The following is a 12402-nucleotide window of genomic DNA, read 5'->3' as shown; positions in this document are numbered from 1 at the left end:
CCTCGGCGAGACCGGCGGGGAGCCGCCCGCGCTCCCGCGGCTCTGCCGCCGCCGCCACCGGCGCGCCGCCTACAAGGGCGGCAACCCCATTTCCCCAGAACGTCTCGCCGAAAACGCTCGCCGCGCGGAGGACGCGGCGCTCCTCGATGCCGAGCGCCTCGAGCCGCGCCTGCACCATCGCGAGCGCTGTCTCGGGCAGGCCCTCGCTCCTGCCCTCGGCCACCGCGCGGATCTGCTCCTCCAGCACGAACGCGTTGCCCTCGGCGCGCGCGAGGAGCTTTTCGACCGGCTCGGCGCCGAGGCTGTCGCCGAGCACCTCCCGCACGAGCCGCTCGCTCGCGCGCCGGGGCAGCGGCGCGAGGCGGATCCGGAGGCCTTGCGCTCGTTCCAGAGCGCCGGGAAGAGCTCGTGGACCTCCGGGCGGGCGAGCGCCAGCACGAAGAAAGGCATGCCCCTCGCGTGTTGGAGCGCGGTGTCGATGAGGGTCACCGTGGGCAGGTCACCCCAGTGCAGATCCTCCAGAACCAGGAGCACCGGCTGCCGTTGGCACTCGGCTCGGATGAAGTCCTCGAACGCCTCGCGGAGTCGGTCGCCCATCAGCACCGGACTCTGCCGCGCCGCCTGGAGCTGCTCATCGCCCCTGTCGGGGAACGTCGCCCCTACGAGCTCGCCGAGGAACGCCGCGACGTGCGGACCCTTGTTCCCTAACGATCCGCTGAGCCGTAACCGCCCGACCGTCGCCGTGGCTCGGAGCACTCACGCCTCGCGCTGGCGTCGATGAAGCTGGGCGCGGGGCGGCGTCGGCCTTGGCCGCGGATCGGGCGAGCAGGCAAGAGGCGATGCCAAGCGGGAGCGGGGACCCTCCTTTCGGCGCAGCGGCCGCTGCGTGCAGGGCGTCCGCGTCGTTCAGGTCGGACCGGCGCCGGCGGTGATGGAGGCCCCGCGCGGCCGTCTCGCCCATGCATCGGGCAGCGGCTTGTCGCGCCGTTCGCGGCGCCAGCCCGTCTGCAGCTTGCCAATCACATCCGTCGCCCGGCGAACGCGCCAACATCTCTCTATACTTGCAGAGGAACCGGCTAATATGCCGTTCCGGAGGCAAACGAAATGGCAAACGGGAGAATCTGTTGGTTCTCTCCTGATGTGATACCTGAATAAAACATCGAGAGCGGTGGAGCAGTACCGCGAGGTGGGCTTCACCTCGCGCAGTATCGTGAGCGTAATTGAGCGCTGGAGTGAGTGGGCATTCCTTAAGGAGCAATGTGGAGCTAAAAGGAGAACGGCGGAAGTCTCCGTCCATCCTCCTACGCATTGCGCCCCGATTCAGGCAGCAGCCTGCAACTCGGTCATTGCGGCGGCTTGGCAACTTTCCATGTAGCCCGAGAACCACTGAGCCAGCTCCTCGAAGAGCCGCACACCGTCGATGTCACCCCGCACGAACCGGCACAGGATCTCGTGCTGCTCCGCCACGCCCTCGTGGCCGAGCGTGAGTAGCCGCTCCTCGATCCGCTTTGCGGTGCCCTCGGGGAAGCCACAGGCGATGTACAGCCGCCGGTAGAGACCGAATCGACCGTACACCTTGAAGACGGCTTCGGCCTGGATCTCGTTGATGTCGAGCATGAGCTGGGCGACGCGACGCAGAATGTTCATGGTCGTCCTCCTTCATGTTTCTTATCCCCGCGCGTGCCCTGAACTTGCGTTGACGCTTGATGCAACACCTGAGCTCACATGTCGTGCATTCCGCCGAGCGCGCCTGATAGCCATAGCCGCGAGAGCGTCATCCCCCTCTCCGTGCACCTGGCGAGCGCGTCGCTGTACCCGACCCGACCCACCTCCGTCGCCCCGCTCTTGTTCCGAGCCACGATGAAGAGACGCACCCGATCGTCCCCGAGGTCGAGCGCATCGAGCACCTCCGGCCGCTGCGTGACCATGAGCACCTGCGGCCGTCTGGGCTCGTTCAGCACGATGTGCTGCACCCGCTCGGCAACCCGGAGCGCCAGGCGTGGGCTCAGCGCGTGGTCAGCGTTCTCGAAGGCCAAGACAGGCGGTCCTTCCGGGAGCAGCAGCAACATGAGCGTGTAGAGGATGAGCCGCGTGCCGTCGTCGGCCGCGCCGGTAGAGATCCATCGCGCCTCGCGGCGCAGATGACGGTCAGCGAAGTTGACGCCCTCGTTCGACAGATCCTCGGTCCACTCGACGAGCCTGCGTACCTCATCAACGATCCGTCGCCAGAGGGCATGCTCCCGTTGCAGCTCGGGGGCGCACTCGAACACCACGCCTTTCATCGACTCAGGGGAGGATCCGTGCGGGCTGTAGATGGCGAACAGATCCAAGGCACGAAGCAGTGCGCTGAGCGGCCCCTCGCCATGCGTCGCGCACGCCAATGGAGCGATTCCGCGGTCATGCTCCGGCTTGATCGGAACTGCATTTCCGATCTTTCGATCCAGCACCAAGCGACCCACATTGCGCTCTCGGGCGGCGAGTTCCACGCCGTTCTCCATCAGTCGCTCACTGACGAAGTTCCATGACCACGACCAAGTCTTAGGTTCCTGGAGCCTCGCTTCGTAGCGCGCACCCTCGGCCCACGCCTCGATGATCATTTTCGCCCGCCGACGCCCTGACGTCCTGAGGAGGGTGCGTTGCTGGGTCCGCGTCACCCGCACCCCGCGTGCGTTCAAGGCGTCCGGGTCCACCTGGCCCTGCGCAGCCGCGCCGAGCAGCGCGATACCCTCGAGCAGGTTGGTCTTCCCGGCGCCGTTCGGCCCGACGAACACGTTGAACTGCCCGAGCTCCAACGTGACATCCACGATCGTCTTGAAGCCCCGGATTCGGACTTTCTGGAGCATGATCTCTCCTCAGTTGCTGATGGGAAAGCGCGGCCCGCGCCGCGCGGCGGGAGCGGCGGCCGTCGCGGGGAACTCCAGCGGGGTGCGGCCCACCCGGCTGGAGCCCGCTCGCGCGAGGCGATGACCGCGGGCGGATCTCGGGGGCGGGGAGACAGCCCGCCGCCGAGCGCTGCGGGCTGTCCACCTGCTCTTGGTCGTCGCTGCTGAGGGCTCAGGTCCCTGCGGCTTCGACCCGATGGCGTCCCTGAGGCTCGTGCCCAGCCGCCTCGACGCCGGCGCGCACGGCAGCGGCCAGCGTTCCGTTCGCGAGTAGCGCCTCACGAGCTCGATCGCGCCCGTGGCCAATGTGCTCGCCGCGGAAGGCCAGGTGCGCGCCGTTCTTCTGGATCACCCCTGTCGTGAGGCCGTGGTCGACGAGGTCGCCAGCGGCGTCGATCCCCTTGCCCCAGCGGATGTCGAACTCCGCCTCCTTGAACGGCGGCGCCAGCTTGTTCTTGACAATCTTGACCCGCGTCCGGGCCCCGACCGTGTCCTCGCCCGCCTTCACGGTCCCGATCCGGCGCACGTCGAGGCGTACGCTCGCGTAGAACTTGAGCGCGTTGCCGCCCGTGGTCGTCTCGGGGCTGCCGAAGACAACGCCGATCTTGTGCCGGAGCTGGTTGATGAAGATCAGGGTGGTCTCGGTCCGGTGCGCGATGCCCGTGAGCTTGCGGAGTGCCTGGCTCATCAGCCGCGCCTGCAGCCCGAGGTGCTGGTCGCCCATGTCCCCCTCGATCTCGGCCTTCGGCGTGAGCGCGGCGACGGAGTCGATGACGATGATGTCGACGGCCGAGGAGCGGGTCAGCATCTCCGCGATCTCGAGCGCCTGCTCGCCGCTGTCCGGCTGGGAGACGAGGAGGCGGTCGGTGTCGACGCCGATCGCACGCGCGTAGGTGACGTCGAACGCGTGCTCGGCGTCGATGAACGCCGCGACACCACCCGTCCGCTGGGCCTCGCGCATGGCGTGCAGCGTGAGGGTGGTCTTGCCGGACGACTCCGGGCCGTAGATCTCGACGACGCGGCCGCGCGGGTAGCCGCCGATGCTGAGGGCGGCGTCGAGCGCGAGCGAGCCGGTGCGGATGACCCGGATCTCGGGGATGCTGTCACCACTTCCGAGGGACATGAGAGCTCCCTTTCCGAATTGCTTCTCGATGGCGCCGACCACGGACTGGACGGCGCGGGCCTTGCTGACATGAGCGTTCATGGGGAAGGTCCTTTGCTGGTGAGGGTATTGACGAGACAGAAGAGCGCGCCGCAGCAGACAGGGGCTGCGCAGGCGGGCGCCCTTGCGTCTGCGGTCGTCAGGGGAGGCCGCGCTCCGCAGCGTCGAGCAGGTTGTAGATGCTCTCCGTCGCCTTCTCGATGCGGCGGCGCGCCTCGTGTCGGGAGAGAACGCGCTCTTGGACGGGGCGCGTGGCATCTTCGGCCGCGCTGAGCCCCTGGTCCACTTGCTCCCGAAGCGCCGTGATCCACTTGCGCATGTAGCTGGCGTCGTCGAGTCGGATGGATCCGTTCGGTGGCGGGCGTTAGGTATGGCCGTCCCATGTGTCGTCGTCCGCCGGGTACTGGCGAGTCTCTGTCATGGTGGATTGCCTTCAGAACAGAGTGCACGGTGTGCGTCGTGATGGCGGGGCGGAGGAAGCTTCTCGCCGTTCTCCAGCTGAAAGTGCACGGCGCTCTCGCGCAGCACCTCGCGGGGCGTGCGTCCCTCGTTGTGCGCGATGGCCTCGATGATCTTCTCCAGCGGCTGCGAGCACAGCCGTGTTCCCCGCACTATGTGTGGCTGGATGTGGATCGGCGGGGCACGCGGATCCGACCACCTGGGCGGCAACCAGGGGTAGGGGATGTCCCTGGGCCAGTCGCACTCTACCGAGAGCACCGACTGGTATCCCTTTGACTCCAAGTAGGCCTCGATGTCGTGGGGAGATACGCACCGTGTAACTGGCTTACCGGGGAACGTGACACTCATGCGGTGCTTGGGATCGTTGAGGTTCATCGGCCCCCGTTTCGCTTACGCATCCGCGCGAGCAGCTTGCGAGCCCGGCGGAGCCGGCTGACAGCGGTTCCGCGGTGCAGGTGCAGCACGCTCGCGATCTCGGTGCCCTCATGACCCAGTGCCGCCAGGGCGAGCACCTCGCGCGCCCAGAGCGGCATCTGCCAGAGCGCGAGGAGCGCCTCCATCTCGGCACGCGCCTGGAGTTGCGCCTCGAGATTCAGACCCACGACGTGGCGCAGAGGACCGAGCGGCTCGTGGTGCAGAACCTCATGACGCACGTACGCGCTCTCGAGGTAGTGCGTCGCCTGCCGCCAAGCGACACCGCGGAGCCACCGGCGAAGTACCTGCCGAGCGTTCGCGGCAGGGTCGGGACGATACCGGCCCGCCTCGATGGCCTTCCAGGCGCCCAGGACGACCGCCTGCGCGACGTCGGCGCTGTCGCGCGCCGGGACGCCGCAGGAGATGAGCGTGGCCACGATGAAGGGCCGCTCCGCCATGACTACCGCGATGCTCGGTCGGGCCGGGGGATGTAGCGAGGCAGGTGCGCGGTGGGCCCCGTTCCGCCCGCGGCTCACCTACCCCTCTCGGAGTTCCGGTCGCAGTCGGCAATCCCGGGCGCGCTCAACCGGCCGGGTACCGGGGCGCCGGCCTCCTGGGCCGCCCGCCTGGCCATGGCTGGCGACGAGCGGCGCGGGTCGGCGGCGGGGTGCCGGATGCCTCGGACGCGAACGCCGATGACTCCGGACGGACAGGAGCGGGAGCCGTACAGCCCCGGCAGGTTGCGGGGCGGCGCATGGAGCCGCCTCGGTTCGGCGTCGGTCAGGAATGGCGGATGGAAACGAGGGCGCCGCCGCGAAGGCGCGCGGCCCCCTTGGCCCGCGGATAGCAGGCGGATTACGATCAGCATGTCGGGACCTCGGACGATGAGGTTTCGGCCACGCAGCCCGGGCGATTGCAGTCGCCGCGGGCTGCACTACTTCAGACTGCGATTAGCGCGCTGCTGTGTCAGGGGAAGAGTGGGCAGCACGCGAGAGCTTGCAGGGGCGGTAGGAATGCAGCTTCGGGACCAGCCCGAAGCTGCGTAGTTTTAATCCTCTTCTGGCAGCATGATGGTGATCACAGACTCGGCGTTGTCGCCGGGACCGCATACCGCCTTGAGCTGCACCAGCGAGGGCTTCGTGGAGTCGGTGACCACGTACAGCGAGAAGATGATCTCGTTCGCTTCCGGTGCGCGCAGGGCCGCACATCCCACAATCGGCCACGCTCGTCGTTGCGGGCGCGCAGTGCAGCCGGAGTCAGCACGACGTAGCAGTTCCAGACGGAGTGCGTCACGGCGACGGGAAGCGTGATCCCCATCTCCTGCGCCGTTGACGTCACGTCCATCAGGGTGCCATCCGCGATGGCCTGGGCGCGCGTGTACGCCTCGATGAACTCGAGCTCGTCGTTGTCCGGCATCTTGTTTTCCTCCGGTCGGGGTTACGTGGCGCCGGCCAGGAGAGAGACGCTTTCGCCCTTCACGAGCTCTGCGCCGTCGAGGCGCACGTAGTGCGTGGCCTTGGCCCGGAGCGGTGAGGTCTCGGCCACCTCGCACTCGATGGCCACAGTCCAGAGCCGCACCCCGAGCGCCAGGCCCTCGCCGAGCGCCGCTTCCTGAGCCGCCTGGTCCCCGTCCACGCCGTCGGTGACGAGGATGATGTCGGCGCCCTGATGGCCCCGCTGGGCGAGCTGCCGGACCTGCTGCACGGCCATGCCGAGCGCGAGGCCGATGGCTGTTCCCCCGCCGAGGAAGTGGCGCACCATCCGCAGCACGGCCTCCGTGTCGCCGGGCTTGATGGCCTGGACCACGGTGGAGGTCGAGTAGTGGACCACGACGACCGGCCGCTTCTCATCGAAGGCGACGCGGCAGAGCGCGACGGTCGCGGCTTTCGCCCACTCGTTCCGCGCCGCGTGCATGCTCCCGGACTCGTCGAGCGCGATCACGAGCGGTCCCTTCGACTTCATCGCTTCGCCACGCACGGCGTACTGGGCTGCCCGCCGAGAGGCGATCCGCTCCAGGACGACCGTCTCCAGGACGGGCTCCATGAGCAGCACCTGCTCGGCCGGCAGCAGACGGGACACGTCGTTGCCCTGCTCAACCGAATAGACCTCTGCGGGCACGCCGTGGACCCGGCTGGCCCGGGCCCCTCGCAGCGCTGCGTACATGCGCCCAGCGAGGCGAGCGATGCGCTCGACCTGGTGGAGGTCCCCGTGGGCAAGCTCGACGTCGCGGGCGTGGCTCCACGCCGCGCTGACGTCCCAGCCGAACCCCCCGGCAAGTTGCTCGGTGCGCCGGGCCTGCGCATCGAAGGCTGCCCACTTCTCCCGGGCGACGCCGCGCAGCTCGAAGGGCGACGCCTTTGGGGGCAGGGTCGGAAGGCAGCCCCACAGCCGCTCGAAGGCGTACGCCGCCGCCACGTCATCGGACGCGAGCAGCGCGGCGTGCTCCACCGGCGCGGTGTCCTGCACCGCCTCGGCAAAGGAGCCGGCGAGCGGCTCGCTGCCCGCCCCGACGATGGCGTTCCAGAGGTCCCCGGCGATCGCGGCGTCCTGGTCCGCTGCGACCGCCACGGCGCGGTGGGCGCGCCGAGCCTGGAGGAAGGTCCCCATCGCGACCTCCTACAGGGCGTAGCGCCTCGACAGATCGGCCTTGAGCGCGTCGTGGACCTTCTTCAGCTCGGCGAGCTTCGGCTGAATGCGCGCCTGCGCCCGGCGGGACACGCCCTCCTTGAGCTGCTCCTGCACCCGCTTCGCCGCGTCAGTAATCTCGGCAGCGAGCTTCGGGAGCGCCTCCAGGTAGGCCGCCGCCTCCGTGGGCCGGTGGGCGTAGGCGCGCAGGGCTTCGTCCACGACGGTGATCGCCTTCGCCACCGCGCTCCTGTCCACCGTATCGAGCACGGCCACGACCCGCGCGCGATCGTCCGGCTTCTGCCAGAGCCCGTACCGGAGCACGGCGAGGTGGTCCAGCTCGGCCTCGGCGCAGTCGTCGAGCCAGGCGGCTGCCCGGAGCACGCGGGTGAGTGCGATCCAGCGCCGGTCGGAGACGACGATCCCGTTGGCCTTGAGCTCGTTCCGGATCCGGAGGAGCTCCTGCACGATGCGCTCGGGCAGCATCACGCAGCCGACGTCCGCCCGCGCCGCATCCCATTCGATGAGCTTGATCTGGACCGAGGCCGTGTAGGCCGGCGGCGTCGCGACGAGCTGCACCCAGGTCGCGTCCGCCCGCACGTACTCGACCAGGTCCCGCAGCAGGAAGCGGTCGTAGACCGCCGCCAGGTTCTCCTCCTCGGGCAGCTCGTTCGAGGCACCAACCAGCATCCGCAGCGGGATGGGCCGCCCCTTGTAGAGCCGCTCGTTCATCGCTGACAGGAAGGCGTTGAGCACCGAGTCGGACCCCTTGAACACCTCGTCGAGGAAGGCGCACTCGACCCCGGCCAGCCGGCCGTCGAGGTTGCGCTCCCACAGGTCGTTCTTCAGGGCGCTGAGCTTCACCGGCCCGAAATACTCGTCCTCTGTCCCGAACTTGGTCACCAGCGTTTGGAACTTCCGCGCGTCGGGAAAACACGACAGGAACCCGAAGAACATGGCGCTCTTCGCCGTACCCGGAGGGCCGAGCAGCAGCGCGTGATTGCCCGAGAGGGCAGCGAGCAGGATGCATTCGACGGCGTTCTCGCGCTCCCGGAAAGTGGCAAGCAAGCTGTCGCGCACGGTCCGGAACCTGTGCCGCACAGAGGTCATATCAACCGAGTTGTTGGTCGTGGACTTCATCATCACCTCATGTGTCTGCGCAGCGGGCATGCTGCGCCGGTGCCTCGCCGCGGTGTCACCCACGGCGAGGCGTTTCCCCTTCGGGCAATCCCGGCTCCCTCAGTCGTTGACCACGGGGATGGTGAACGACACGCCATCACCGCCATCGAGCTGGAGCTGGAAGCTGTGCTGGAGCTCTTTGACCCGCGCCGTGATCCGGTCAGCGACACCAGCGAGGACGCCGCGGTAGAGCTCCGCCTTGGCCGTGAGCTCCTTGCAGAGCTCGACCCGCCGCGCGAGCGCGTTCTGGCGCATGCCCTCGGACGCCGCCTTGTCGAGGTCGGCGATGAGCTCCGCGACGTCCGCCTCCAGCGCGCCCTGCGCCGCCGCCCTGGCGACCGCGACGTTGTCAGGCGCGTCGTGCATCTCGATCCGGATCGGTTTCACGCCGAGCTGCTCGAGCCCCGGCCGGAGCCGGAGCCAGGCACCGCAGGTGGACGGCGGCAGCAGGTAGAACCCGCCTCGGTCCCGCAGCGGCACGCCGGAGAGCGCCTTGGCCGTAGCCACCATAGCGAAGGAGATGTCCCGCGTCTCGGCGTGCGCGACGAGGTGGTTTCCGTGTGCGGCCATGGCCTCGGCGTGTGCGAGGGCCTCGGCGATCGAGGGCGCGCCATCGGGCGGCAGACCCACGATGGTGCCCGTGTGCCGGTCGACCCGGCTGCGAGCGCCGCAGACGTACTCGTCGCCGGCCTCGCCCTCGCGGGTCTTCTGCACGTAGACGCCGACCGCGGCGCTCGTGTCGCCCTTGGGCCGCGCGAAGGGTCGAACGAAGATGCCGGCCGGGCGCTTCACCTCAGCTGCGGCCCGCGAGAGCGCAGTGGCCGGTTCCATATCCGGGATGAGGTGGCCGAGCCCCTCGGTCGCGAAGACGCGACGAGCTGCCTCGCGCGTCACATCGATCCGGTCGGTGTTCCAGGAGATGAGATCGCCGATGTGGCGACCCCCCGCGGCGGCGAGCCGCCGCTGGGCGCGCTCGAGCGTCGCCGGTGCGCTGTTCATGGCGTAGACTCCTTGTCGTAGAGAGCGTGTGTTGAGGAGGGGAGCGGGCGCTGTGCGGATCGAACCGCACGCTGCCCAGAGCAGCGGTCCACCAGAGAGCGAGGGACCGCGGGGATTGCTAAGCCGAGAACGCAGCTTCAGTGAGCGCCTCGGCGAGCCATCCCGCGCTGCGAGGAGCGGCTGGCGCTGCGTTCGTGCGATTCGGGCGTGGGGCGTCTTGGATGCGACGTCCCGGGGAAGCTGACGCCGGCGCCGGCGGGTGCTTCTTAATGGCAGGCGCCGGGATGCTGACGTTGAGGACCTGGTCGGACTCGCTGGCTGGCACCACCTGCGAGTAGAGGTTCAGCCCGCCACGCCCCTGGCGCCATCGAAAGTGGAGTCCGGTTCGGTCCACCCAGCTCACCAGATCAGCGAACTGCCTCGGAAGAACCTCTGCGACCTCGACCAGCTTCTTGCGGGGCAGATGTATCGCGAAGATACGGCTCACCAGGCTGATGTGCTGGATCGTCACATCCGCGAGCAGGTCGCCGAGGAGGACGTTCGACTCGAGCAGCGCCGTGCTTTCCCGCCAGACTGCCGTCATGGCAAGCCGCTGCGCTGCCGCCAAGACGGCATCGCGACGGGCAACCTGATGACGCAGCGTGCGGGCTTCAGCTCGGTGCTGGAGGAGCGAGCGAACCCGTGGAGCCGCCTCTTCATCGAGTTGACCGGCGAGCGCCCGGAGCTCGCTGGCGTCGACGCCGAGCAGCACCGCGAGCTCCTCGTCGTGCTCGGCGACGTAATCCTCGATGTTGTGCGACCCGGGCTCGAGCGCGCGAAGAACGCGCTCCAGCCCTGCCAGGCCGCTACGCCGCCCGGCCATGGACGATCTCGCCCTCGTCGGGGTTCGTCGGCTCCGGAAGATCCAGGTCCGGCGAGGGCACCGGAAGCTGGTCGGGCCGCTTCTTCGCCTTCACCAGGTCGCGGGCGAAGTCGTGATCTGGGCTGTTGCCCAGTGCGGCGCGGCGCAGCCGCCGAGCGACGGCGAATGGATTCATGCTGCGCGGCACGCGCAGGGAGGCGGTGCCGAGCGACAAGAGCAGACGGCGCTCGGCCAGGGTCGAGGGGCGGAGCGTACGACCGTTGACGCGCATGAGATGTTCCTTTCTTCGAAAACGGAAAGGCGCCCGGAGCACGAGAGCTCGTGCCAGCGGGCGCCCTGAGGGGTGTGACCTTGTAATGTGATGAATCGTCAGCGCGGCTGTCGACCAGCGCGGCTCGACGATGCAGTCGCTACGTTCTGTCGGCAGTCTTCTTACTGAATGATGCAGAGGTCGAGCATGGAGCTGAATCCTCCGCCGCGACCTCCAATGATGATGTGGTCGACCAGAGGAATGCTCACGAGGTCAGCAGCCCTCTTCATCGCCGTCGTGAGCGCGATGTCCTCGGGGCTGGGCATCGGATCCCCGCCCGGGTGGTTGTGCACGAGGACGAACGCGCTGGCGCCGGTACGGATGACCGGCCGCAGCGCGTCGGCGACGGTGAGCGCGGCGCCGTGCCTCCCGCCCCGTGCCACTTCGAGCTCGGCCATGAACTCGTTGCGACCGTTGAGCGCGATGCCGAGCATCACCTCGTGAACGAGCCCGCCCAGCCGGTCGGCGTAGATGCGGGCAATGTCCGCCGAGCAGGAGAACTTGTGCTTCGGCAGCGAGGGGTAGCCGCTACGGACGAGCTGCTGCAACGCCAGGACGGCGCCGCGCTGGGCCCCCCTGAGCCCGAGCTGCTCCAGTTCGTGCTCGCTCAGGTCTCTCCAGCCGCCTGCGGCCCGGGCGAGCCGGTCCGCGATGCGCCGGCTGCGCAGCACGGTGCGGAGCAGCTCGTCCTCAGGCGCGGCCAGGGCGCCCCCGAGCGGCACGCCTGGGCGCTGAGCCCCGAGGCCAGCCTCATCGCGGCCAGCCGGCATGGCCGTCGCGCCAGTAGGACTCGTCGTCCTCGTCGAACAGGGAGCGCTGGCCGTACGGCGAACCGTAGCGCGGCGTGCTGGGCGGCACGGACGGGCCCATGTGGATGCGCGGCGCCGGGCTCTGTCGTGCGGCGAGCATCAAGATCGGCCGGTTCCGGTCGACGATCAGGATGCCGGTGAACGCTGCGCCGTCGGCGCTGAAGAGCTCGACACCTGGAGGCGGGGTTGCCGCCTCCCGGAGCCAGTCGAGCATCTCCGCAGCCTGTGGCACGCGCCGGGGCAGACTGTGCCGGAGCAGCTCCAGCAGGGCCTCGCCGATCAGCTCGCTCACCGCGACGGCCAGATCGCCTCCGACACGGCCGCGACCAGGAGGCCGGCGACCGCGGCGGCGGCGCCCTTCTTCACGGACTCGTTCGCGAACACGCGGATGACGTAGGAGGAGACAGCGGACGCGGCGTTCTCGTTGTTCTGGGACATGGGGATCTCTCCTGAGCGCCGATTAGGGCGCGGTTCGATATGGACGGAATCTGAAAGGCGGCCCGGGCGAAGGGTCGCGGTGGACAGGGGCAACATGGGCGACTAGCCCACGCAGGCGAGGAGCACCTGCGCGGCCATCGCGAGGACCGCCGCGGTGATGCGCAGCACTTTCACGAGGAGCTTGTGGTTCTTCATGGACGTGAATCTCTCGAGCGGAGACCTCCTTCATCACTATTATCCCTTGTAATTCCAAGTATTTGCGC

14 protein-coding genes and 2 pseudogenes are annotated in these 12402 nt (G+C 68.8%); all 16 read right to left on the bottom strand.

Annotation, left to right across the window (positions count from 1 at the left end):
• Nucleotides 1-52: 52 nt before the first annotated feature.
• Nucleotides 53-714: pseudogene (locus WMF22_RS44835) on the bottom strand (serine/threonine-protein kinase PknK); the annotation flags it as partial.
• 606 nt (nucleotides 715-1320) lie between these two features.
• Entirely contained in the window at nucleotides 1321-1647 is a 327-nt protein-coding gene (locus WMF22_RS44830; protein ID WP_438033691.1) for a hypothetical protein, read from the bottom strand.
• 74 nt (nucleotides 1648-1721) lie between these two features.
• A complete protein-coding gene (locus tag WMF22_RS44825; RefSeq protein ID WP_438033690.1) occupies nucleotides 1722-2843 on the bottom strand; it encodes an AAA family ATPase in 1122 nt (373 codons plus the stop codon).
• Nucleotides 2844-3054: 211 nt separating this feature from the next.
• Entirely contained in the window at nucleotides 3055-4086 is a 1032-nt protein-coding gene (gene recA, locus WMF22_RS44820) for a recombinase RecA (protein ID WP_438033689.1), read from the bottom strand.
• 97 nt (nucleotides 4087-4183) lie between these two features.
• Nucleotides 4184-4363 (bottom strand): hypothetical protein, encoded by a 180-nt coding sequence (locus WMF22_RS44815; protein ID WP_438033688.1) that lies wholly within the window; start codon nucleotides 4361-4363, stop codon nucleotides 4184-4186.
• 98 nt (nucleotides 4364-4461) lie between these two features.
• Nucleotides 4462-4878 (bottom strand): hypothetical protein, encoded by a 417-nt coding sequence (locus WMF22_RS44810; RefSeq protein WP_438033687.1) that lies wholly within the window; start codon nucleotides 4876-4878, stop codon nucleotides 4462-4464.
• Nucleotides 4875-5354: an RNA polymerase sigma factor gene (locus tag WMF22_RS44805; protein ID WP_438033686.1), complete on the bottom strand. Its 480-nt coding sequence runs from the start codon at nucleotides 5352-5354 to the stop codon at nucleotides 4875-4877. The genes WMF22_RS44810 and WMF22_RS44805 overlap by 4 nt, the downstream gene beginning before the upstream one ends.
• Nucleotides 5355-5965: 611 nt before the next feature.
• Nucleotides 5966-6261 (bottom strand): annotated as a pseudogene (locus tag WMF22_RS44800) (DUF6573 family protein).
• Between the two features lie 93 nt (nucleotides 6262-6354).
• On the bottom strand, nucleotides 6355-7524 hold the full coding sequence (locus WMF22_RS44795; RefSeq protein WP_438033685.1) for a vWA domain-containing protein: 1170 nt from the start codon (nucleotides 7522-7524) through the stop codon (nucleotides 6355-6357).
• A gap of 9 nt (nucleotides 7525-7533) precedes the next feature.
• Nucleotides 7534-8622, bottom strand: a complete 1089-nt coding sequence (locus WMF22_RS44790; RefSeq protein WP_438033684.1) for an AAA family ATPase — start codon at nucleotides 8620-8622, stop codon at nucleotides 7534-7536.
• A 159-nt stretch (nucleotides 8623-8781) separates the two neighbouring features.
• A complete protein-coding gene (locus WMF22_RS44785) occupies nucleotides 8782-9720 on the bottom strand; it encodes a hypothetical protein (protein WP_438033683.1) in 939 nt (312 codons plus the stop codon).
• Nucleotides 9721-9838: 118 nt separating this feature from the next.
• Nucleotides 9839-10582, bottom strand: coding sequence for a hypothetical protein (locus WMF22_RS44780; RefSeq protein WP_438033682.1), 744 nt, complete (start codon nucleotides 10580-10582; stop codon nucleotides 9839-9841).
• Nucleotides 10566-10853: a hypothetical protein gene (locus WMF22_RS44775; protein ID WP_438033681.1), complete on the bottom strand. Its 288-nt coding sequence runs from the start codon at nucleotides 10851-10853 to the stop codon at nucleotides 10566-10568. The genes WMF22_RS44780 and WMF22_RS44775 overlap by 17 nt, the downstream gene beginning before the upstream one ends.
• Before the next feature lie 161 nt (nucleotides 10854-11014).
• On the bottom strand, nucleotides 11015-11563 hold the full coding sequence (locus WMF22_RS44770; RefSeq protein ID WP_438033680.1) for a JAB domain-containing protein: 549 nt from the start codon (nucleotides 11561-11563) through the stop codon (nucleotides 11015-11017).
• Nucleotides 11564-11642: 79 nt separating this feature from the next.
• Nucleotides 11643-11993, bottom strand: a complete 351-nt coding sequence (locus WMF22_RS44765; protein ID WP_438033679.1) for a hypothetical protein — start codon at nucleotides 11991-11993, stop codon at nucleotides 11643-11645.
• Complete coding sequence (locus WMF22_RS44760) at nucleotides 11990-12139, bottom strand: hypothetical protein (RefSeq protein ID WP_438033678.1); 150 nt, start codon at nucleotides 12137-12139, stop codon at nucleotides 11990-11992. The genes WMF22_RS44765 and WMF22_RS44760 overlap by 4 nt, the downstream gene beginning before the upstream one ends.
• Nucleotides 12140-12402 lie beyond the last annotated feature (263 nt).

Source organism: Sorangium sp. So ce204, from assembly GCF_051526795.1.
Lineage (GTDB): Bacteria > Myxococcota_A > Polyangia > Polyangiales > Polyangiaceae > Sorangium > Sorangium cellulosum_B.
The sequence above is the reverse complement of the archived record's forward strand: the minus strand, read 5'-3'. Positions and strand labels throughout refer to the sequence as shown.